Source organism: Flavobacterium tistrianum, assembly GCF_003254545.1.
In the GTDB taxonomy this organism is placed as follows: Bacteria; Bacteroidota; Bacteroidia; order Flavobacteriales; family Flavobacteriaceae; genus Flavobacterium; species Flavobacterium tistrianum.
Map to the genome: position 1 here is coordinate 286,002 of NZ_QJRH01000069.1, position 23,423 is coordinate 309,424.

Consider the following 23,423-nt stretch of genomic DNA (forward strand, 5'->3'; position numbering starts at 1 on the left):
GTGTTGAAAATCATTTAAACACTTAATTCTATGAAACTCGTTTTCGCTTCAAACAATAAAAATAAAATCGCCGAAATTCAAAGTATGCTTCCTGAAAGCATTAAAATATTAAGCTTAGAAGACATAAATTGTTTAGAAGATATTCCGGAAACAGCTGATACCATAGAAGGAAATGCCATTTTGAAAGCCGATTATGTAACCCAGAAATATGGCTATAATTGTTTCGCAGATGATACAGGCTTAGAGGTGAATGCTTTAAATGGAGAACCTGGAGTTTATTCTGCGAGATATGCTGGCGAGCAAAAAAATGCAGATGATAATATGAACAAGCTTTTGGAAGCTTTGAAAAATGAAGAAAACCGCAGTGCCCAGTTCAAGACCGTTATCACTTTGAATCTTGACGGAAAACAATATCTATTTACCGGAATTGCAAAAGGAGACATCACGCTAACCAAAACAGGAACAAACGGTTTTGGCTACGATCCTATTTTTAAGCCTGAAAATTTCAATGAAACCTTTGCAGAACTGCCTTTAGCAACCAAAAACACGATTGGTCATCGCGGAAAAGCCGTTAAGCAACTAATTGATTTTCTGAGCACCACAAAATAATTGTTTAAAATACAACATTTTAGAGGCTAAATTTTACATTTCACGACGTATTTTTTGGCCTCTTTCTGCGTTTCTAGCAAAAATTTATTTTAATAAAACTGTAACTTTTTGATAATCAATTCTTAACAAATACATAATTCTTAAAATCGTATTAGTTTATCTGAATAATTAACAGTAATTTTGCACCCTATTTTAAAACACATATGAATAAATTTGAACAATTAGGATTGAATGAATCGTTACTGAAGGCGATTTTAGATCTAGGATTTGAAAATCCGTCAGAGGTACAGGAAAAGGCGATTCCCCTATTATTGGAAAAAGACACGGATATGGTTGCGTTGGCTCAAACAGGGACAGGGAAAACGGCAGCTTTCGGTTTTCCGCTAATTCAAAAAATTGATGCCGACAACAGAAATACACAAGCATTAGTTTTATCGCCAACACGCGAGTTATGTTTACAGATTACTAACGAACTTAAAAACTACTCAAAATACGAAAAAGGTATTAATGTGGTAGCAGTTTACGGAGGAGCTAGTATAACAGAGCAAGCAAGAGAAGTAAAAAGAGGTGCACAAATTATTGTGGCAACTCCAGGAAGAATGCAAGACATGATTAACAGAGGTTTGGTAAACATTAAAAACATAGATTACTGTGTTCTTGATGAGGCTGACGAAATGTTAAACATGGGATTCTATGATGATATCGTATCTATTTTATCAGATACTCCAGATGAAAAAAGTACATGGTTGTTTTCTGCAACTATGCCACAAGAGGTTGCTAGAATTGCAAAACAATTCATGAGCGATCCATTAGAGATTACTGTTGGAACAAAAAATTCAGGTTCATCTACAGTTTCTCACGAATTTTATTTAGTAAATGCTCGTGACCGTTACGAAGCTTTAAAACGTTTAGCTGATGCTAATCCAGACATTTTCTCTGTAGTTTTCTGTCGTACAAAGAGAGACACGCAAGCTATTGCTGAGAAATTAATTGAAGATGGATATAGCGCCGCTGCGTTACACGGAGATTTATCTCAAGCACAACGTGATGGTGTAATGAAATCGTTCCGTGGAAGACAAATCCAGATGCTTGTTGCTACTGACGTTGCTGCACGTGGTATTGACGTTGATAACGTAACTCACGTTGTAAACTATCAATTGCCAGACGAAATTGAAACATACAACCACCGTTCTGGACGTACAGGTAGAGCTGGAAAATTAGGTACTTCTATTGTAATTGTTACAAAAAGCGAGTTACGTAAAATTTCTTCTATCGAGAGAATCATCAAACAAAAATTCGAAGAAAAGACTATTCCATCTGGAATTGAAATCTGCGAAATTCAGTTGTTACACTTAGCAAACAAAATTAAAGATACTGAGGTTGATCACGAAATTGACAACTATTTACCAGCAATCAACAATGTTCTTGAAGATTTATCTAAAGAAGAATTGATTAAGAAAATGGTTTCAGTAGAATTTAACCGTTTCATCACTTACTATAAAAAGAATAGAGATATTTCTGTTTCTGGTGGCGAAAGACGCGAAAGAGGTGATTCTGAACCAAGAGAATTCAGCAATAATGGAGCAGTTCGTTATTTTGTAAACATTGGTTCTAGAGACAACTTTGACTGGATGTCATTAAAAGATTACTTGAAAGAAACATTAGATTTAGGTCGTGATGATATCTTTAAAGTAGATGTAAAAGAAGGTTTCTCTTTCTTTAACACAGATCCACAGCATACTGACAAAGTAATGGACGTTTTAAACAACGTACAATTAGAAGGTCGTCGTATCAATGTTGAGATTTCTAAAAATGATGGTGGTGGAAGACGCGACCATAACAACCGTGGCGGAAGACGCGATTCTGGAAGAAGAGACGGAAATTTTGCTCCAAGACGCGAAGGCGGATTTAGAAGCGACAGAGGCTCAAGAGACGGAGGTTCACGCGATGGCGGATCTCGTGACGGAGGTTTTAGAGGTGACAGAAACTCATCTTCAAGAAGAGATGGTGGTTTTAGAAGTTCTGCTCCAAGAAATGAAGGTGGTTCAGACAGAGCTCCAAGACGTTCTGAAAACTTTGGCGATAGCTCAAGACCAAGAAGATCAAGAAGAGATTAATAATCTAATTTCTTAAAATACAAAATCCCAAATTCCAATTTTATACGGAATTTGGGATTTTTTCTTATATCTAATAATCTTATCAATGTCTTTGTTAATTTTCTTATAATTAAATTCCAAGACTGCGAGATATTTAATCCCTATTTACTACTTTTAGAGCTTTAAATCAGGATATGAAATATTTCGCAATTTTCTTTTTTACACTTCTCGCTAACATTGGTTTTGCACAAGATACGCAAGATACACAGCCAACAGTTCCACAAAGAGTTTCAGGTTACGTTATTAACGACGACAGCAAACAGCCACTTGCTGGAGTAAACATCATTAACACCAACAAGGTACGTGGTGCAAAATCTGATGAAAAAGGATATTTTGAAATTGATGTACAAGTCAACGATACGCTACATTTTTCTATCCTAGGATTTCAATCGCTAAGAATCAGAGTTACAAATGACTGGATAAAAAATAAAGTAACTAGAATTCAGCTTACTGAAAAAGCAATTGCTTTGGAAGAGGTTGTTATTGCTCCGTTTTCTTTAACAGGATATCTTGAAATTGACTCTAAATTAATTCCAACAAAAGAAAACTATCGTTACAGTATTTCTGGTCTTACACAAGGTTATGAAGCTGGAGAATATGCGCCAAATGCCTTTGGAAAAGTCCTCGGTTCAATTTTCAATCCTGCCGATATGCTCTATAATTTCTTTGGCAAGAATGGTAAAGAACTCAAGAAACTGAAGGAAATGAAAAAAGATGACACTGTTCGTACACTTTTAGAATCCAAATATGATCGTGAAACGGTTGCAGTATTACTAGGTATCAGCAAAGACGAAATTCCTGAAATTATGCATCGTTGCAACTATTCTGATTCTTTCATCCAAACGGCAAATGATCTCCAGATTATGGATGCAATAAGCGCTTGTTATGAACAGTATAAAGTTTTGAAACGAAATTAAAGCCACAACATAAAAAATCAATCCTCATTTTTAAAATTGAGGATTTTTTTTGTTTTAAATATAACTACTAACTACCTAAACCACAAAAAAAATGTCTACAATACCTTTTCAGACGATTGATTGGAGTCAAATCGAAAAAACAGAACACACAGGAGAAACCGGAATTGCTTATTGGCAGACCATACAATTAGGAGGTTTACGTGTTCGAAAAGTTGTTTACAGTAAAAATTATCTTGCAGATCACTGGTGTCAAAAAGGACACATTGTGCATTGTTTGAAAGGGGATTTTATCAGTGAATTAGATAACGGTGAAAAAATGACATTGACAAAGGGAATGACCTATATTGTTTCTGACGATATGAGTTCTCATCGCTCTATTACAACTAAAGGTGTCGAACTACTAATAATAGATGGAGACTTTTTAGTTTAGTTTAGTCTCAGTTTACAGTCTCAGTTCACAGTTTTACAAAACTGATCACTGAGACTGTGACTGAAAACTATTTATTTAACTGGTATATTAGAAAGAATTTCCAATACAAATTTCCAATATTTCTGAGCAGAAGAAATGCTTGCTCTTTCATCTGGAGAATGCGCTCCATGAATAGTCGGACCGAAAGAAATCATATCCATATCTGGGTAATTTGTTCCTAAAATTCCGCATTCTAAACCTGCGTGGCAAGCTACAACTTTTGGCTGTTCTCCATTTTGCTTTTCGTAGATCTCTTTTAAAACTTCTAAAATTTCAGAATTTACATTTGGAGTCCAACCTGGATAAGAACCTGAAAGTTCGACTTCACATCCAACCAATTCAAAAGCAGAACGTAAAGAATTAGCCAAATCAAATTTTGAAGATTCTACAGAAGAACGTGTTAAACACCCAACCAAGATTTCTCCGTCTTTTATTACAACACGAGCAATATTATTTGAAGTTTCAACCAAATCAGCCATATCAGCGCTCATTTTATAAACTCCATTCTGAGCTGCATAAATCGCTCTGATGATACCTTCTTGAACTCCTAAATCCATCACTTTTTCAGGCAAATCACCTTTTACGATTTCAATAGTCAAGTTCGGCTCGGTTGTTTTATATTCAGCTTTAATATCAGAAATGATTTCCTGCATATCATACACATAAGCTTCATCAAACATTTGAGAAATAATTACTTTGGCAACACTTTCTCTCGGAATTGCATTTCTAAGACTTCCACCATTAATTTCAGCAATCTGCAAACCAAAGTTTTCAAATGCATCAAATAACAAACGGTTCATGATTTTATTGGCATTTCCTAAACCTTTATGGATATCCATTCCTGAATGTCCACCGTTCAGACCTTTTACTGTAATCGTATATCCAACAGAACCTTCTGGAACTTCTTCTTCATGATACGTTCTTGTTGCAGTTACATCAATTCCACCAGCACATCCAATATCAATTTCATCATCTTCTTCTGTATCTAAATTCAATAAAATCTGACCTTGAAGAATTCCTCCTTTTAAGTTTAAAGCTCCTGTCATTCCTGTTTCTTCATCAATTGTAAACAAAGCTTCGATTGCAGGATGCGTAATATCTTTGCTTTCTAAAATAGCCATAATAGTCGCCACTCCTAACCCATTATCAGCTCCAAGTGTTGTGCCGCGCGCGCGAACCCAGTCACCATCAACATACATGTCGATTCCTTGTGTATCAAAATCAAAAACAGTATCTGCATTTTTTTGGTGTACCATATCTAAATGCCCTTGCATAACGATTGGTTTGCGGTTTTCCATTCCAGGAGTTGCCGGTTTTCTGATGATTACGTTTCTGATTTCATCTTCGAAAGTTTCTAAACCTAAGCTGTTTCCAAAGTTTTTCATAAACTCAATTACACGCTCTTCTTTCTTTGATGGACGCGGAACAGCGTTTAAATCTGCAAATTTGTTCCAAAGTGCTTTTGGCTCCAAATTTCTTATTTCTTGACTCATTATGTTTTGTTTGATGTTTAACAATTAAGAGCTTCAAAGTTACAAAGTTTATATTTTTTTTCGCCACAAATTTCACAAATTAGCACTAATTGCCCGCCTTAAAATCAAATTTCGCAAATACTATTCTTTTTTAGTTATAAATAATTGTAATTATATTTACGTATTCAAAAATTACACTGTGAAATCAAAATATATACTTCCCCTATTTCTTATAGTTCAAATCATCTTTTATAAAATCCTTGTTTACTTTCCAGACTTTGTAGAGGGCTTTTACAGCAAAAATTTATATATCAGAATTTCGCATCTTTCAAGAACAGTTTTAGGAAAAATTCCATTTTCTGTTGGCGACTTTTTTTATGGCCTTTTAATCATTTCTATAATCAGCTGGTTTTGGAGAATTAGAAAGACATGGAAAACAGACTGGAAAGATCATCTTTTAAAAATAGCAGGCAAAATTTCTATTTATTATTTTCTCTTTCATCTGCTTTGGGCTTTCAATTATTATCGCGAACCTCTTTCTCAAAAAATGAATATTAAAAGAGAATATAATGACGTAGATTTATTGGCCTTTACCAAAAAATTGATTGTAAAAACCAATGAAATTCAGTTTAAAATCGCAAAAAATAAAAATGAAAAAATTCAACTTCCGTATTCTCAAGAAGAAGTTTTTAAAATGAATTTAAACGGATACCATAATTTATCTCAAGAGCATCCATATTTTAAATACAACACTTTAAGCATTAAGAAATCATTATTTAGCCTACCTTTAACATATATGGGATTTGGCGGATATTTAAATCCGTTTACAAATGAAGCTCAGGTAAACGATTTGCTGCCAATGTACTCTTTCCCGCTCACAGCTTCTCACGAAATGGCACATCAGATAGGTTATGCAAGCGAAAATGAATGTAATTTTATTGGTGTTTTAGCATCTGTAAAAAACGATAATTTGTATTTTCAATATTCTGGATATAGTTTCACTTTGCGTTATTGTCTTGGAATTTGGAAGTTTAAAAATGAGAAAGTATTCGAAGTTTTAAAGAAACAAGTAAATCCAGGAATTTTAAAAAACTATCAGGAAAGCCAGGATTTCTGGAAAAAGTACGATACGTTTATTGACGAAGGTTTTCATTTTTTATACGATAATTTCCTAAAATCGAATAACCAGAAAGATGGAATGGAAAGTTATAGCAGATTTATTGACTTAACTATTAATTATTACAAAACAAGAGAACTGTAGTTTTCTTTTGCCACAGATTGAATGATTAAAAAGGATTTCTAATCTCTTTTTATGTTTAACCTAAAAATAAAAATCATTAAAATCTCTTCAATCTGCGGCAAAAAAAAATAAATTCAACTGTAACAAAAATGATTTCATAACTACTAATATATTTATGAGCGAAAATCTAGAACAGTCATTTGTTGCGCAGCTGCAGGCAAATCAGAATATAATCCACAAGATTTGTAGATTATATACTGCTGGCGAAGACGCTCATAAAGATCTGTTTCAAGAGATTACCATTCAGCTTTGGAAAGCTTATCCAAAATTTAGAGGCGACAGCAAATTTTCGACTTGGACGTATCGTGTTGCCTTAAACACAGCAATTACCTTATACCGCAAAACCAAAAGAACTATTTCGACTGTAGATTATGAAAATCATCAGCATTTTGTAAAAGATGTTGACTACAATTATGAAGAAGAAGAACAGATTAAACTGATGTACAAAGCGGTTTATCAATTGAATGACATTGAAAAGGCATTAGTTTTTATGTATTTAGAAGACAAAGATTATCAAGAAATAGCTGAAACCTTAGGAATCAGCGAAGTGAATGCGCGCGTGAAAATGAACAGAATTAAGGGGAAACTTAAAAAAATACTAAATCCTTAAAAAATATTATGAAAGAACTGGATTTATTAAAAAAAGACTGGCAAAAGAACTCTGATTCTTTTCAACAAATTTCTGAAAACGAAATCTATAAGATGATTCACAGAAAATCATCTTCCATTGTAAAATGGATTTTGATTATCAGTATTTTAGAAATTTCGTTTTGGACATTTTCGAACATTTTTATCAATACAGACGATGTCTTGCATAAAATGAATCACCCTGAAATTGTAACTGCTTTAGAGTTTCTAACGTATTTCAATTATGTTGTGGTTTTAATATTCGTCTATATATTCTATAAAAATTACAAAACCATTTCTACCACAATAGCCACAAAATCTTTAATGAGTGCTATTTTAAGAACTCGCAAAACAGTTCAATATTATGTTTGGTACAATTTAGGAATGATTGTAATTACTGCTATTTTAAGCTTTTTTATTGCTTTCGTCTACAACCCAGATATGGAGTTTCTAAGAGAAAAATTAGCCATGAATGGAAAAGCTATGTTTGTTACAATCGGGATACTATTTCTAGTAATATTAGGCTTCTTCGGATTGTTCTGGTGTTTTTACAGAATTATTTACGGAACACTTTTAAGAAGACTGTATGCAAATTACAAAGAGTTGAAGAAGATTGATTTCTGAAAAAGGTTCTAAGGTTCTGAGATGCTAAGGTTCTAAGTTTTTTTTTAAAGTTACAAAGTGACAGAGTTACAAAGGGACAAAGTTTCTCTAACTTTAAACCTGAAACTTGAAACTATTTTTTTTCTCACATTAAAAGTTTAGAAACTTGGGAAAAAGATACAGTTGAAGCGGGCTTCGACTTCGCCCAGCCAGACAAAAAGCTTAAATCAAAAGAAAATCTATAAGATCAAAAATCAGCAATCTAAAATCTAAAATTTTAATAATCCCATTGTCTCATTTTATTCAGTTCTTCTTGTGCTTTAATTTCTTCAGCAGGAATAACTTTTAAAAATGATGGATGCTGTTCTATTGCGTATTCTACTTTTTCTACAATTTGTTCGATGGTATCATTTTCATAATCAATATCAAGAGGTTCTTTGATGATGAAAGATTGTAGGATTCCTTTTTTCTTCATTCGAAGTCCTTTTTTGTCGAATGATCTACGGAAACCGTCAATTACAATTGGAATAACGATCGGTTTGTGCTGTTTAATTATATGTGCAGTTCCTTTACGAACTGGCTTAAATGATTTTGTGGTTCCTTGAGGAAAAGTAATAACCCAGCCGTCTTCAAGAGCTATTCTGATGTTTTCGGTATCGTTAGGGTTTACTTCTCGCTTTTCTGTTACATCAACGCCTTTTGCGCGCCAAGTTCTTTCGACAGTAATTGCACCTACATAAGCTAAAATTCTTGGCAATAATCCAGCTTGCATAGTCTCTTTGGCTGCCACATAATAAATATTCATTTTTGGTTGCCACAAATAACCAATATTCTTAATCGTGTCTTGACGTCCTGATAAACTGGCATTAAAGACATGAAACATCGCTACAACGTCTGCAAAGTAAGTTTGGTGGTTGGAAATAAACAAAACATTAGTATCTGGAAGTGTCTTAATAATTTCAGATCCTTCAATCTGCAATTCATTAAAACCTCTATATCTCTTATGAGTCATGGCACCTAGAACTCGGATCAACCATTTCTTGATGAATAATATATGCCCAAAAGGATTTCGTTTAAACAATCCCATAACTAATTTATCTTATTTTTTTGTTAGGTCGCAAACATACAAAAATTATTCTTTTAGCAATAGTATAAAACAATTTCTCGACTTAAGAGTTATTCAAATGAATATCAAATCATTAAATAATCTTTATCAAATTTATTTTACCATTGCTTCTTTTAAGACATCTCGCAATTCGCTCAAAATCATTGCCGTCGCTCCCCAAACCACATGATTCTGAATATTGAAAGCAGGAACTAAAATATTGGCTCCGTAAGAAGTTGACAATCTGGCTTCGATAATTATATCATCATTTAAAAAAACAGATAAAGGCAGTTCGATAATTCCGGCCACTTCTCTTATATCGGGATAAAAAGAAAGTTCTTCTTTGGCAATTCCTAAAAACGGATGCACCAAAAAATTGCTTGGCGGAATATACATTGGTGAGAAATGTTTAATGATATCTATTTTATCGCCTGTAATTCCAATCTCTTCATGGGTTTCTCTAAGAGCTGTGGTTTCAAAATTTAAATCATCCTTTTCATACTTGCCTCCAGGAAATGCGATTTGGGCCGAATGAACTCCATCATAAGCATTTCTAACAATCAAAACCAAATGCGTTTTTTCCTGTTTAGGATAAAACAGCATCATTACCCCTGCCATTCTGGCGTTCAGTGCATCAATATCAAGATTTTTTAATCCCTCTATACGCTCTTTTGGAGCCATTTTTAAATGTGAAATTACTGCTGGCAGCTCTACTGGAATTATATTGGGAACATATTTCAAAAAGTCTTGAAAATTCATAATCAAAGCTTATTTTTGTATTTTCAAATAAAACATAAATATACTCCAGAAAACGCAGTGCCACAAGTTTTCTACTATTAAAGCCTAAAAAAAATGTACAGCAAAGAAGAATCACAAAGAATAAAAAGAGAATTTTGGGTAGCTTTTGCCGAAAAATATCCTCGTAAATGGGTGCTTTATGATACAAAGATTAAAGACTTCTCTTTTAAATTTTATGTTGACAATAAAAAGGCCCAGGTTTTAATTGATATTGAACAGCGAAGCGATGAAAAACGCATTGCTTATTTTGAAAAACTAGAAGCTCTAAAAAATATTCTAGAAGAAGAATTCATTAAAGATTTGGTTTTTGAAAAAAATTATACTCTTGAAAGCGGTAAAACTATCAGCAGAATTTGGATTGAAAAACTTGGCGTTGGTTTCAGCAATAAAAATACTTGGGATGCTATTTTTGATTTTTTCAACGAAAACATGCATGCTCTAGAAATGTTCTACTTAGAATATGATGAGTTTATTAAGGATGTGGAGAATTGAGGTTCTAAGATGCTAAGCTTCTAAGGTACTAAGCTCTGAGTTTATATAGCAAACCCGACAGGTTTTTTAAACCTGTCGGGTTTATTATTTTTATCTAAATCCTAAAAAAAACTTAGCACCTTAGAAGCTTAGCATCTTAGAACCTTACCTAAACAGTAATAATATTATACACAATAATATGATCATCGTAATTGATATAAAGCTGCTTTCGATAATCCTGCTTTTTTCGAGTTATGATTGATAATTTACATTCTCTTCCATCATTATCCTTACACATAAAAGAGTACACAATATCGGTATCGTTTTCTTCTCTTTCGATATAATCCAAAATATTGTAAAGCTGGATTTCTTGAGAATAGACTACAATTCTATGCTTATTGGTATCTAAAACCACCGAAAGATTTACCAAATCCAAATTGGACCATTCTCCCCACTTTCCTCTTTCGTTTTTTTCTAAAACACTAAATCCGGATGTTTTAAAATGATAAGTCTGACTCTGAACTTGTTGCAATCCAAAAATCAAAAACAATAGCAATATGTAGGGGCGTAGGGAATTCATAAAATATTTCTTGCATTCAATTAAAACTCAAATGTAATCTTTTCTTTGGATGCGGTTTCAAATTCGGCTATCATTTGTTGAATAATTTCTTCAACTGGTAAAATCTCGTGAATCAGACCTGCTACTTGCCCAATTTCCAATTCTCCCTCTTCCAAATCTCCTTCAAACATTCCTTTTTTGGCTCTTGCTCTTCCTAAAAGCTGAACCAATTCTTCCTTAGAAGGACATTTTTGATACAAATCCTGAACATCTTGATAGAATTTGTTCTTTATCAATCGAACAGGTGCTAATTCCTTTAAAGTCAATTGCGTACCTCCTTCTATAGTATTAACTATTGTTTCTTTAAAATTATTGTGCGAAGAAGATTCTACAGAAGCAGCAAAACGACTTCCAACCTGAACACCATCTGCTCCTAAAACCATCGCAGCCAGCATTCCTCTTCCTGTAGCAATTCCTCCTGCAGCAATTAGCGGAATCTGAATTTTTTCTTTTACCATTGGAATCAAAGTAAAAGTAGTGGTTTCTTCACGTCCGTTGTGTCCGCCAGCTTCAAAACCTTCAGCAACAACTGCATCTACGCCAGCATCTTGGGCTTTCAACGCAAAAATACTGCTGCTAACCACATGAACAACTGTAATACCTTTTTCTTTCAAAAAAGAAGTCCAAGTTTTCGGATTTCCAGCCGAAGTAAAGACAATTTTTACGTCTTCTTCGACTACGATATTCATAATTTCTTCAATGTTTGGATATAACATTGGAATATTCACTCCGAAAGGCTTATCGGTGGCTTTTTTACATTTCTGAATGTGTTCTCTTAAAACTTCCGGGTACATTGAACCTGCACCAATAAGTCCTAAACCTCCTGCATTGCTTACGGCCGAAGCCAATTTGTAACCACTGTTCCAGATCATTCCGCCTTGGATGATTGGGTATTTTATATTGAAAAGCTGGGTGATTTTATTCATTAAAATTATTGCTTGATTATCTTTCCAGTTTTGTGCAGATTATCGGCATCAAAACTATAAATATACAATCCGCTTTGAAGTGATTGCAGGGAAAGAACTGGATTTGAATTATTGATTTTTTCTTCTATTAATTTTTGTCCTAAGATCGAATAAATTGTCACTGAGGCTGTGTTGTTTTCATTTAGAAAAGAAAACGAAACCTCATTTTTAGCTGGATTTGGATATACCGCAAACGAAGCTTCTGCAATAAAACTGTCAACGCTTAATGTGGCGCCAAAATTTGGAATTCCGTATCCGTAATTATTATCTGGATTAGCATATCTATCAGCAGATGCCAAGATCATTTGCCTGATTTCCTTATTGGTTTTAGTTGGAAATGCCTGCCATAAAGAAGCCGCCATTCCCGCCATTATTGGGCATGAAAATGAAGTCCCATTTGCTGTACCAATATTTCCATTTGCATCAGAAACCACAGCCAACGATCCTTGCGCCATAATATCTGGCTTTATTCTTCCATCATAACTTGGTCCGATAGAACTGAATCCAGATTTTACTTTTGATGCCGTAACCGAACCAATTGCCAATACAGAAACTGCATCTGCAGGAGCGCCAACATGTTTTTCTACCTGAGTTCCTTCATTTCCAGCAGACGCCAAAACCAAAATTCCTTTGCTAAAAGCGATTTCTGCGCCACGAGAAATAAAAGTCGTAATTCCGTTCATATCGCTATAGGTATGATTGTACCTGATTTCATCTCTATCCAAAAAATATCCCAATGAAGTAGTAATAATATCAACACCTAAAGCATCAGCCTTTTCTGCAGCTTCTACCCACAGCGATTCTTCTAACGGAATCTCTTGAGCTTGAATTTCTGTAATAAAAAGATAATAAGATGCATTTGGAGCAGTTCCCACTAACGAATTTGCTTTAAAACCGCCCATTGTCGAAAGCACCGAAGTTCCATGAGAATCTCCTGTATAGAAGTTACTGCTTCTAGTCGTATAATCATAACCGCCTAGAATTTTATTATTAATTCTAAGATTTTCAAATGGCTGTGCGGTGTTTACTCCAGGAAAACCACCATCCATAATCGCTATGATTTTGCCTTCTCCAGTATAATTCTGCTGATGCAGAACTTGCCCGTTTAGCATCTGAATTTGATTCGCAGAATTTCCATACGAATAATCAATTGTTTCTTTTAACTGTTCATGAATTTGGCTTATCGAAGTCTCAGAAGCTCTTTTTCCTGTAGTATTTAAAGTTTTGTCGGCAAACTCAATTCTAGAAACAAAAGCCAAGGATTTTAAAGCATTAATATTAGCCTGAGTTCCTTGAATATGAAGTGCGTTCAGCCATTTTGATTGTGCTTTTACCGTAATTCCAGCGCTTGAAGTAATTTGATTTACATACGAAGATTCCAGAGGAGCATCAGTAATAGCCAAAGCGATATTCTGGTTCGTTCTTCGATCCAAAGCTCTTTGCGAAAGTTCGGTTAACGGATTGTCATAAAAAGTCTGCGCATTAGGCTTGCCATTAAAATAAACCCACGCATCTTCTTGTGAAAATACCGTAAATGAAAGAAGCAATAAAAGAAAAGTAAAGTTATATCTCATCAATTTATACCTTTAAGGGATTTACTCCCAAATAAAGTATAAAGCTAAGAAATTACTCCCGAACCAACTAATTCATTTTCTAAATACCAAGCAACAAATTGTCCTTCTGTAATAGCAGACTGTGGTTCTTCAAATTCCACATACATTCCATCTTCAAATTGGTACAAAACCGCTTTTTGCAAAGGCTGACGGTAACGGATTCTTGCCATCACTTCCATTTTTTCTCCTGCTTTTAGCGTCATATCTTCTCTAATCCAATGTACTTCAGATTTTCCAACAAAAAGTGCTTTTTTGAACAAACCTGGATGCTCGCTAGACATACCTGTATAAATGGTATTAGTTTCTACGTCAGTAGCAATTACAAATAAAGGATCTATTGTTCCTCCTACATTCAAACCTTTTCTTTGCCCGACTGTAAAGTAATGAGCGCCTTGGTGTTTTCCAACCACTTTTCCCATTGTTGGAACATAGTCTAGTTTTTGAGATTCTAACTTTAATCTTTCCTCCAAAGAAAGGTCAGCTGATTTCTCAATACTGTAAATCGGATCATTTTTATCAACCTGAACAATTTTACCTTCTTTAGGCTGTAATTTTTGCTGCAAAAATTCTGGAAGGCGAACTTTTCCAATAAAACACAATCCTTGAGAATCTTTCTTTTCTGCTGTAACTAATTCCATTTCAGCAGCAATTTCGCGCACTTCTGGTTTTGTTAAAGCTCCGATTGGAAATAAAGCTTTTGACAATTGCTCTTGAGACAACTGGCATAAGAAATATGATTGATCTTTGTTAACATCATTTCCGGCAATCAATTGATACACCGTTTTTCCGTCCACTTCGATTTCGCTTTTTTGGCAATAGTGCCCTGTTGCTACGTAATCTGCACCAAGACTTAAAGCAATTTTCATAAACACATCAAATTTGATTTCGCGGTTACAAAGCACGTCAGGATTTGGAGTTCTCCCTTTTTCGTATTCGTTGAACATATAGTCAACGATTTTCTCTTTGTATTCTTCGCTCAAATCAACTGTTTGAAACGGTATTCCAAGTTTTTCAGCAACAAGCAAAGCATCGTTACTGTCTTCCAGCCAAGGACATTCGTTAGAAATAGTAACCGAATCATCGTGCCAGTTCTTCATAAAAAGGCCAATAACTTCGTATCCCTGCTGTTGCAATAAATATGCTGCAACACTAGAATCTACTCCACCTGAAAGTCCAACAACTACTCGTTTCATTTTGAAATGTTTAATTTTTTAAGGTTGCAAAGATACGCCAAATAATAGAAAATTTCAGCATGGTTTTCATTAGTTTAAGCAATCTCGCGGTAGATAAAACTTATTACTTTTTTAAGTACATTTAATCATCCATTTTTTATTGTATGAAAAAATTCATTTACAGCTTATTTTTCCTTTTCGTCTTAACCTCGTTAAGTGCGCAGCGATTTAGTGCTTCTTTAGCAAATTATGAGGCCTACAAAGCATTTAGAGGAAAACCTTTGTCTGATAAATTTTCGAATATTGAGTCAGTAAAAGTGATCTATGATCTTCGAAAACAGAAAATGTATTATTTCAACAGCAGCGTTATTCCGCTTCATTACGATTTTGTTGTCAATTATTTAGGCTACAGTCAAGATCTTGAAGTTTTTAATAATGAAAATTACAGCGATACGGAGAAAAACAGAGATTTTCTTCTGGGAAATTTAAATCATATAAAAGGAACTGATAAATGGATTTTTGAACTCGCCGCATCCGATCATATGCCTTTACCATTGATTGAGCGTTTCTTCAATATGGTTAAAAGCTCCACTTTTATTGGCGAAAAGCTTAAATTTTACTTGAATAATCCAGATATGATGAATTGGTATCAGGAGCAGAAATTCAAAATTCCTTGCGTCAAATCAGATTATATTTTTGGCGAAATTAAATATCAAGAAGTTGTTCGAGGCAGTAATGTTGGAATTCTCAAGAAATACAAAATCAAAGAATTAGAAACTGCCAGACCAAGTTCTGACGAAATTATTATTTTGGATGGAACGCCAGATATTCTTCCAAACGTTCGAGGCATTATTGTGAATGAACTTCAGACACCTTTAAGCCATTTGGTTCTTTTAGGAAAAAACAGAAAGATTCCGATTATGGCTTACACCGACATTGAAAAAGATAACAATATCAAAAAACTGCTTTCTAAAAAAGTAGAATTAAAAATAGAAGTCGATACTTTTTTCATCAAAGAAACTACTAAAAAAATCCCAGTAAAATCTGCTGGAAAAAAGAAAAAACTAACAATTGACAATTCTGTAACTGATTTGGTCAACTTATCTGAAATTCCCAAAAAGGGAGTGAATTACATTGGCTCTAAAGCCCAAAACATGGCGTATTTAATTGCCATTTCAAAAGAAATTCCATTTAAAGTTCCAGAAAATGCACATGCTATTCCGTTTTATTTTTATACGAAACATATCCAAAAACCTTCTATCTCTCCTTTAATTGCAGAACTTTTAGCTTTTCCTCAAAAAGATTCTACGGTTTGGATTAATAAACAGCTTAAAAAAATTAGAGATGCCATCAAAAAAGAATCTATTGATCCGGAATTAATTTCAAAATTGAATATAGCTTTCAAAGATGCTAAATTCAAAAATTTTAGATTTCGTTCTTCTACCAATGCAGAAGATTTGGATGATTTTAATGGCGCTGGACTATATGATTCAAAAACAGGAATTTTGGGCGACTCCATCAAAACATTTGAAAAAGCAATCAAACAAGTCTGGGCAAGCGTATGGAACGAAGCTTCATATAACGAAAGAGAACTTTTTGGAATTGACCAGCAAAATATTGCTATGGGCGTTTTAGTACATCGTTCGTTTCCTGACGAATTAGCAAATGGTGTTATTATCACCAAAAATATATTTAGAGAAAATTTTCCTGGAATTACGGTTAATGTTCAAAAAGGAGAAAACTCGGTTGTAAAACCCCAAAAAGGAGAAATCTGCGAGCAATTTGTTGCCTATCATTTTAATGACGGAAAAGACGAAACCGATTTTGATATCGATTATACTTCAAATTCAAATCTGAATAATAACGAACCTTTATTGACCAGAAAAGAAATGAGTAACCTCTATGATGTCAGTAAAAAAATTGAAAGTAAAATGTATCGATATTGGCGCAAAAACCAATTTCATCCTGTAGATATTGAGTTTAAAATTGTGGGCGAAAAAAGAGATTTATATATTAAACAAGTTCGCCCTTTCAACGATTAATAGAAAACTAATAAGTCTATTTCGTTGGCAGATGTATTAATTAAGACAATTCTAAAATCAAAATCGTCAATCTTAATTTTCTCTTGAATTGACTTTCGAATTACTTCCGAATTTAAAGAAAAATTTTCGTCAAGCGGAATTTTCATATCTACAGAATTGAGATATTTTGAAGCTTTTTTATTGACAATAATTGAAGCTGCGACATAAAATCCGATGATAATGATTTGAAAGAACAACAGTAATTCGATCTTTTCAAACGGATACATTATGTCTAAAATAGACAGCGTAATGGTTGCAAAAAGAAAGATTATAGCGTTTACAGTAAAAGACTGGGTTCTAAAACGGAGAATTGAAAAAATGGCGAAAAGACCAAACCCTATTCCTACTCCAATTTCGATTTTAGTAAATAAATAACAAAGCGAAAAAGTGCAAAGCCCAACAATAACCATCAACGGATTTATGGTTGCATTATCTTTTCTGTTAGAGAAAAAATACAAAACCAAAATTGAGCAAAACAGCAGTAAAAATCGTCCTAAGAGTTCTTTTAAATCCATTGATTAGAATAAATTGATTACTCAAATGTAAACAAATTATCCATTAATTTTACTTTCGGCTTCCTTATTACGGGCAATCGTTTCCGTTACATATTTCTCAAACTCTTCGCTCGAACAAATAGTATCATTTAAATAGAAATGATTTTTATCTTTTGCATATTGAGTCGGAGTTTCGAATATTGATGAAACAAATACTATCTCAAAAGATTCTGCATCTGCATCTTTCATTAATCGATTAAAATAATATACCTTATTTTGATCTATTGAATAGAAATATTTAGCATGCAATTTTTTCCAAGTTTTTGGATTAGCTTTTGAAAGAATATTTTTCCCATAAAAAACTGAATTTTCATCATACCCAAAATCTCCATCATTTAAAGATTTAAAAGAGGATGGAATAGCTTTTTTAACAACTTTTGTTTTGCCTTGAAAATCATAATAAAAAACATTATTTGTATCTTTAGCGAATCCATAGGGAACAAATGATTCTTTACCTTGTTTTTTATTGTTTTCTGTAAGTACAAATGTAATTCCCAAAGACTTTTTGCCATTATCACAAACTTCGAAAGTTTTAGCATCAGCCTCAGGAATATGTCCTTCTAATGTCCAGACATTGTTTTTGTCCTTAGCGTAAGTGTAATTTAGAACTTCAAAAGTTAAACTATCAGCATCTTTGAGTTTTGTATTTCCCGAATAACAAGAATTTTTATCTTTTGCCCAACAACCTGGAAATTGCTCAAAAGAATCTATATCGGCATTTTTAATTTTATCTTCACGAAAATAAACCACTTTTCCATCTGTCCAATACAATGCATTTTCATTAGCATCGTAAAATTCTGACAATTTACTCCCTTTCATTCTATCAAAATATAATATTGTTTACTTTTTTGGCGCTCCTCCTTTTTCAGAAGCTTTATTCGTGTTTTTAGGATCGCTCATATTTACTTCTTTCACTAATTTTCCTTTCTGATAAAACTGCCAAATTCCAGCTTTTTTACCATTTACAAACTTGCCTTTAGAAGCAATAGATTTATCTGAATCATAAAAAACAGTTTCTCCATTGTATTCGTTATTTTTAAAGTAGGATTCTTCTAGAAGTGTTCCGTCTATGCCTATTTTTTTATACGGTCCTTCCTTTAAACCATTTTTATAAGTCATTTCTTCAGCTGTTTGACCATTTGGATAATAGATCGTTTTTAATCCTTCTAATTTCCCATTTTTATAATTCTCAACGGTCATTAAAACCTTAGAAGCTTTATGATAATATTTCCATTCTCCTTCACGTGATTTCCCTATCTCTTTTCCTTCGCTTACTTTATTTTTACTCTGATCATAAAAAATAGTGTAAGAACTTCCATCATTTGCACTAAAATCTCTTGTAGCTATAACATCGCCTTTTTTTGTATCATCAAAAAATTTAAAGAGACCGGTCTCTTTTCCATGATCAAAAGTTCCTTCATAGCGAGGGCGTTTAGATTCTGCATAAGTGCCTTTCCAAAGTCCATCTTTTTTTCCTGCAGCATCTGTTTTATTAATATCTGTTTGCGCATTCGAAAATAATGTTGCTAGTAATAATACTCCAAATGTGATTTTTTTTGAGATCATGGTAAATTCTATTTTTATAAGCTTAACGAAAATCTAAATTATAAAGTATAATGGTATAAAAAAATCCCGATTAAATCGAGATTTTTTTATTGAGAATTATTTCTTCTTTTTGTTTGCTTGAGCTGCTTTTGCCGCTTCTTGCTGCTCCATTACTTCTTGAAGACGCTGTTGGAACTTGCTAGGCTTTTTAGGTTCTCTTTGTTTATTCTCTTGAATCTGAGCGTGAATTTTATCACTATCTACAATATAATTCTTGATCACAAACATAATTCCGATTGTAATTAAGTTCGAAATAAAGTTGTATAAAGATAATCCAGAACCGTAGTTATTGAAGAAAATTAACATCATTAATGGCGAAACATAAATCATGATTTTCATCATTTTTGCCATATCTGGCATACCTTCTTGCTGAGGAGCAGCCATTTGCTGATCTCCTGAAGTCATTTTCATGTAGAAGAAAATCGCAATTGCTGCCAAGATTGGGAACAAACTGATATGGTCTCCATACATCGGAATGTTGAATGGTAATTTTACAATTGAGTCAAAAGAAGATAAATCGTCTGCCCAAAGGAAACTTTTTTGTCTTAATTCAAACGCTGCAGGGAAAAACTGGAAAGATGCATACATAAATGGAAGCTGAATCAATGCTGGAATACATCCTGCCATTGGGTTCACTCCTGCCTTGTTGTACAATTTCATTGTTTCCTGTTGTTTCTTCATTGGGTCTTTTTTGAATTTCTCTCCCAACTCAGCGATATCAGGTCTTAAAACTTTCATTTTAGCCTGAGACAAGAATGACTTATAGGTAATTGGCGACATAGCCAATTTGATGATAATTGTAAAGATAATAATCGCGATACCTAATGACAATCCAATTGTTGAACTTAAGAATCCGAATAATGGAATAAAAATCCATTTATTGATCCATCCGAAGATTCCCCATCCAAGCGGAATAATCTTCTCGAAGTTTTTATCGTAAGCTTTTAATGTTTTGTAATCCGCAGGACCCATATACAAATTCATTTTGTAATCGATCTCTCCATTTGAAAACGCTAAAGGCAAATTAGCTCTGAACTGTTTAGTAAAAACTGTATCAATTTTATCATCCTTAACTAAATCGTCAGATTGTAATTTTGAAGTTTCAAAAGGTTTTTCTGTAGATAAAATTGTAGTAAAGAAGTGCTGTTTGAACGCAACATAACTAACTTTCGTAGGAGTTTCTTCTTTTCCTTGTCCGTGTGAACTTACGTTATTGTATTTTGATTCTTCGTATTTAAAATCAATTTGAGCATAACGATTTTCATACGCAACGCTTTTTTCGTTTCTGTATGTTTTTAAATCCCATTGCAAATCAACTGGTTTACCAGAATTTAAAACTCTGTTTAACCCTTGAGAACGAATATCAAAACCAACTAAATAATCGTTTGGTTTAAGGATGTATTTATATTCTAAAAATTCGTTAGCTCCAGCTTTTAAACGCATAGAAAGAACTTGGTCTGCACCAATTTTTTCTAATGTTGGCTCAAAATACAAATCTTTAGAATTTAATGTTCTATTATCTGTAGTAAGAAGCTGTAAATTTAAGTTTGAGTTGTTGTTTTTGATTAACTCAACTAATTGACCAGAACCTTTTTTTAATCTTTCGAATTCTTTTAAAGTAGCTTCAACAATATATCCACCTTTATTAGCAATCTTTAATCTTAATTTTTCGTTTTCGATTGTAGTAAAAGCTTCTTTTGCAGAAGGAAGTGTTGCAGAATAAGCAAATCCTCCTAAAGTTTTTTGCAATTGAGCCAATTGAACTGTATCTCCAGGAGTTACAGCTGCAGCTGGTAATGACGCAGTTTTAGCTTTATCTGCTTTTGCTTGTGCTTCCTGTTTAGCAACTAATTCTTTCTTGGCTTTTTCAGCAGCAATTTCTTTTTCAGAAGGCTGATTTTGATACATGATCCAAATCAAAATTCCAAAGATCAACACAAAACCAATGATCGAATTGAGGTCTAATTTTTTTTCTTCCATTATTATTAAAAAAGTTATTCGTTTGAGGCTATTAGTTGTTCGTTTAATTTAAAAGTTACAACCTCTTAGAATATAATTATTATTTTTTATGTGCATTTACAGCAGCTGCCACAAAGTTCACAAAAATAGGGTGCGGATTTGCAACTGTACTCTTGTATTCTGGATGGTATTGTACACCAATAAAGAACGGGTGATTTTCAAGCTCCACGATTTCTACTAATCCTGTATCAGGATTAACTCCAGAAGCTTTTAAACCAGCTTTTTGCAATTCATCAGCATATTTATTGTTGTACTCATAACGGTGACGGTGACGCTCCGAAATAGTTTTTTCTCCGTAAATTTTGTATGCTAAAGTGTCTGGTTTAATATCACATTTCCAAGCACCTAGACGCATTGTTCCACCTTTGTCGGTTACATTTTTCTGCTCTTCCATTAAACTAACAACTGGATGAGGCGTTTTGTCGTTCATCTCTGTTGAATTCGCTTCTGCATAACCTAAAATATTTCTAGAATATTCGATAACAGACATCTGCATTCCTAAACAAATTCCAAAGAAAGGAATGTTGTTTTCACGCACAAAACGAACTGCTTCGATTTTTCCTTCAATACCTCTTTCACCAAAACCAGGAGCAACTAAAACTCCATCTAAAGAACCTAATTTTTCTTCCACATTATCAGCATTGATATGCTCTGAGTGAATTGAAATTACATTTACCTTTGTTTCGTTTGCAGCTCCTGCATGAATGAACGCCTCTAAAATAGATTTGTAACAATCTTGCATTTCTACATATTTACCAACCAAACCAATATTTACAGTTTGTTTTGGACTTTTTAATCTTTTTAAGAAAGTATTCCAAGTTTTAAGATCTGGAGATGCTTTTTTAGGCAAATCTAATTTCTTTAAAGCCACAACATCTAATCCTTCTTCAAGCATTAAATTTGGAACTTCATATATAGTAGAAGCGTCAATTGACTGAATAACCGCTTCTTTCTTTACATTACAGAATAAGGCTAATTTCTGGCGTAATTCCTGAGATAATTCGTGCTCTGTTCTACAAACCAAAATATCTGCTTTGATACCGCTTTCCATTAAAGTTTTAACAGAGTGCTGAGTTGGTTTTGTTTTCAACTCACCAGCTGCAGCCAAATAAGGAACTAATGTTAAGTGAATAACAATTCCGTTATTTTCACCTAATTCCCAAACTAATTGACGAACAGATTCTATATAAGGTAGAGATTCGATATCACCAACTGTACCTCCAATTTCAGTAATTACAATATCATAATCGCCAGATTTACCTAGCAATTGCATTCTGTCTTTGATTTCGTTTGTGATATGAGGAACAACTTGAACCGTTTTTCCTAAAAATTCTCCTCTTCTTTCTTTTTCAATAACCGAAAGATAAACTCTTCCTGTGGTAACGTTATTAGCCTGAGAAGTAGGAACGTTCAAGAAACGCTCGTAATGCCCTAAGTCTAAGTCAGTTTCAGCTCCATCATCTGTCACATAACATTCTCCGTGCTCATACGGGTTTAGTGTCCCCGGATCTACATTAATATATGGATCAAATTTCTGAATTGTTGTGCGGTATCCTCTTCCTTGTAACAATTTTGCCAAAGATGCCGCGATAATTCCTTTTCCCAATGAAGAGGTCACACCTCCTGTAACAAAAATATATTTTGTTTGATTCATTCTGTTGTTTGTTTGTAAGTAGTTGTGTAAAAAACTTGGCAAAAGTACAAATTTAATTAGACAATTTATCAATTCCAGAATGAGATAATTTTTAAAATTTTAAGCACATTTTATTTTATATACTTACGTATCAATTATCTTATCAAAATGAATGCTTTTTATCATTATTAGCTAAAAATTCACAATTAAAACTCAAAAACACAATCTAATTAATTTCTTAGTAAGGAAGCACTAAATTATAAAAGCAGAAGAGAAAAGAAATTGCACTTATGAAGACATCAAAAATTAATATCCTTCTAAATATGGAAAAAGAAATGATCCGATTGATCAAAAACCTAGCAATAAGCTGAAAGAAAAAGAAACAAAAAATTTTTACAGAAAATGGATTGTAAGCGATTGCTTGCTGAAAATGGAATCGAAGGATTTGAGAAAAAGCTCTTGTAAGTCCACGGCTTTTACAGTATGCCAACGGCAAACCCTCACAAGATGAACTCAAACCGAAATTTAAATACGGAAGAAAAAAGCAATAAAAAAAGATAAACATAATGATGAAAATCAAAATTACATTTATCTTTTTATAAGAATCAATTCCTTGATAAACAGACATTTTATTC

At 33.4% G+C, this 23,423-nt stretch carries 22 protein-coding genes; 9 read left to right on the forward strand and 13 right to left on the reverse strand.

All coding sequences use genetic code 11. From position 1 onward, the window contains the following. Window positions 1-30: 30 nt before the first annotated feature. The 4 genes from DMB71_RS13285 (at window position 31) to DMB71_RS13300 (ending at window position 4,112) form a co-directional block, all read left to right on the forward strand. Window positions 31-609, forward strand: a complete 579-nt coding sequence (locus DMB71_RS13285) for a non-canonical purine NTP diphosphatase (protein WP_111366836.1) — start codon at window positions 31-33, stop codon at window positions 607-609. A 203-nt stretch (window positions 610-812) separates the two neighbouring features. Beyond that, on the forward strand, window positions 813-2,726 hold the full coding sequence (locus tag DMB71_RS13290) for a DEAD/DEAH box helicase (RefSeq protein ID WP_111366838.1): 1,914 nt from the start codon (window positions 813-815) through the stop codon (window positions 2,724-2,726). A 173-nt stretch (window positions 2,727-2,899) separates the two neighbouring features. Further along, window positions 2,900-3,682, forward strand: a complete 783-nt coding sequence (locus DMB71_RS13295) for a carboxypeptidase-like regulatory domain-containing protein (protein ID WP_111366840.1) — start codon at window positions 2,900-2,902, stop codon at window positions 3,680-3,682. A gap of 91 nt (window positions 3,683-3,773) precedes the next feature. Beyond that, complete coding sequence (locus DMB71_RS13300; RefSeq protein WP_111366842.1) at window positions 3,774-4,112, forward strand: DHCW motif cupin fold protein; 339 nt, start codon at window positions 3,774-3,776, stop codon at window positions 4,110-4,112. Between the two features lie 71 nt (window positions 4,113-4,183). Here the strand turns inward: DMB71_RS13300 and DMB71_RS13305 are convergent, their stop codons facing one another. Next, window positions 4,184-5,644: an aminoacyl-histidine dipeptidase gene (locus tag DMB71_RS13305; RefSeq protein WP_111366844.1), complete on the reverse strand. Its 1,461-nt coding sequence runs from the start codon at window positions 5,642-5,644 to the stop codon at window positions 4,184-4,186. Window positions 5,645-5,822: 178 nt separating this feature from the next. Here DMB71_RS13305 and DMB71_RS13310 point away from each other — a divergent pair, with 178 nt between their 5' ends. The 3 genes from DMB71_RS13310 to DMB71_RS13320 all read left to right on the forward strand — a co-directional run bounded on the left by DMB71_RS13310 (window position 5,823) and on the right by DMB71_RS13320 (window position 8,174). Beyond that, a complete protein-coding gene (locus DMB71_RS13310; protein WP_111366846.1) occupies window positions 5,823-6,884 on the forward strand; it encodes a DUF3810 domain-containing protein in 1,062 nt (353 codons plus the stop codon). Between the two features lie 154 nt (window positions 6,885-7,038). After that, on the forward strand, window positions 7,039-7,533 hold the full coding sequence (locus tag DMB71_RS13315; RefSeq protein WP_008462500.1) for an RNA polymerase sigma factor: 495 nt from the start codon (window positions 7,039-7,041) through the stop codon (window positions 7,531-7,533). Window positions 7,534-7,541: 8 nt separating this feature from the next. After that, the gene (locus DMB71_RS13320; protein ID WP_111366848.1) at window positions 7,542-8,174 is read left to right on the forward strand and encodes a hypothetical protein; all 633 of its coding nucleotides are present in this window, start codon (window positions 7,542-7,544) and stop codon (window positions 8,172-8,174) included. Between the two features lie 256 nt (window positions 8,175-8,430). On the opposite strand, the gene DMB71_RS13325 is transcribed toward DMB71_RS13320, so the two are convergent. Together DMB71_RS13325 and DMB71_RS13330 are read right to left on the reverse strand one after the other, a co-directional pair. Continuing rightward, window positions 8,431-9,240, reverse strand: coding sequence for a lysophospholipid acyltransferase family protein (locus DMB71_RS13325; RefSeq protein WP_111366850.1), 810 nt, complete (start codon window positions 9,238-9,240; stop codon window positions 8,431-8,433). Window positions 9,241-9,372: 132 nt separating this feature from the next. Then, on the reverse strand, window positions 9,373-10,017 hold the full coding sequence (locus DMB71_RS13330; protein WP_111366852.1) for an NUDIX hydrolase: 645 nt from the start codon (window positions 10,015-10,017) through the stop codon (window positions 9,373-9,375). 93 nt (window positions 10,018-10,110) lie between these two features. Here DMB71_RS13330 and DMB71_RS13335 point away from each other — a divergent pair, with 93 nt between their 5' ends. After that, window positions 10,111-10,548, forward strand: a complete 438-nt coding sequence (locus DMB71_RS13335; RefSeq protein ID WP_111366854.1) for a DUF4268 domain-containing protein — start codon at window positions 10,111-10,113, stop codon at window positions 10,546-10,548. A 148-nt stretch (window positions 10,549-10,696) separates the two neighbouring features. Here the strand turns inward: DMB71_RS13335 and DMB71_RS13340 are convergent, their stop codons facing one another. From DMB71_RS13340 to mnmA, 4 genes are read right to left on the reverse strand one after another with little or no spacing between them, the layout of a single operon-like run. Continuing rightward, entirely contained in the window at window positions 10,697-11,107 is a 411-nt protein-coding gene (locus DMB71_RS13340; RefSeq protein WP_111366856.1) for a hypothetical protein, read from the reverse strand. A gap of 20 nt (window positions 11,108-11,127) precedes the next feature. After that, window positions 11,128-12,072, reverse strand: coding sequence for an NAD(P)H-dependent flavin oxidoreductase (locus tag DMB71_RS13345; RefSeq protein ID WP_111366858.1), 945 nt, complete (start codon window positions 12,070-12,072; stop codon window positions 11,128-11,130). Between the two features lie 5 nt (window positions 12,073-12,077). Beyond that, entirely contained in the window at window positions 12,078-13,685 is a 1,608-nt protein-coding gene (locus tag DMB71_RS13350; RefSeq protein WP_111366860.1) for a S8 family serine peptidase, read from the reverse strand. Between the two features lie 44 nt (window positions 13,686-13,729). Continuing rightward, on the reverse strand, window positions 13,730-14,917 hold the full coding sequence (gene mnmA / locus DMB71_RS13355; RefSeq protein WP_111366862.1) for a tRNA 2-thiouridine(34) synthase MnmA: 1,188 nt from the start codon (window positions 14,915-14,917) through the stop codon (window positions 13,730-13,732). A gap of 143 nt (window positions 14,918-15,060) precedes the next feature. Here mnmA and DMB71_RS13360 point away from each other — a divergent pair, with 143 nt between their 5' ends. Further along, a complete protein-coding gene (locus DMB71_RS13360) occupies window positions 15,061-16,938 on the forward strand; it encodes a PEP/pyruvate-binding domain-containing protein (RefSeq protein ID WP_111366864.1) in 1,878 nt (625 codons plus the stop codon). On the opposite strand, the gene DMB71_RS13365 is transcribed toward DMB71_RS13360, so the two are convergent. The 6 genes from DMB71_RS13365 to DMB71_RS22290 form a co-directional block, all read right to left on the reverse strand. After that, a complete protein-coding gene (locus DMB71_RS13365) occupies window positions 16,935-17,492 on the reverse strand; it encodes a DUF4956 domain-containing protein (RefSeq protein WP_111366866.1) in 558 nt (185 codons plus the stop codon). The genes DMB71_RS13360 and DMB71_RS13365 overlap by 4 nt on opposite strands. A gap of 36 nt (window positions 17,493-17,528) precedes the next feature. After that, window positions 17,529-18,350 (reverse strand): DKNYY domain-containing protein, encoded by an 822-nt coding sequence (locus tag DMB71_RS13370; protein WP_111366868.1) that lies wholly within the window; start codon window positions 18,348-18,350, stop codon window positions 17,529-17,531. 21 nt (window positions 18,351-18,371) lie between these two features. Then, complete coding sequence (locus DMB71_RS13375; protein WP_111366870.1) at window positions 18,372-19,097, reverse strand: toxin-antitoxin system YwqK family antitoxin; 726 nt, start codon at window positions 19,095-19,097, stop codon at window positions 18,372-18,374. A gap of 96 nt (window positions 19,098-19,193) precedes the next feature. Further along, window positions 19,194-21,116 (reverse strand): membrane protein insertase YidC, encoded by a 1,923-nt coding sequence (gene yidC, locus DMB71_RS13380; RefSeq protein ID WP_111366872.1) that lies wholly within the window; start codon window positions 21,114-21,116, stop codon window positions 19,194-19,196. Window positions 21,117-21,195: 79 nt separating this feature from the next. Continuing rightward, entirely contained in the window at window positions 21,196-22,809 is a 1,614-nt protein-coding gene (locus DMB71_RS13385) for a CTP synthase (protein ID WP_111366873.1), read from the reverse strand. 217 nt (window positions 22,810-23,026) lie between these two features. Beyond that, a complete protein-coding gene (locus DMB71_RS22290) occupies window positions 23,027-23,416 on the reverse strand; it encodes a DUF2752 domain-containing protein (RefSeq protein ID WP_111366875.1) in 390 nt (129 codons plus the stop codon). Window positions 23,417-23,423: the final 7 nt, after the last annotated feature.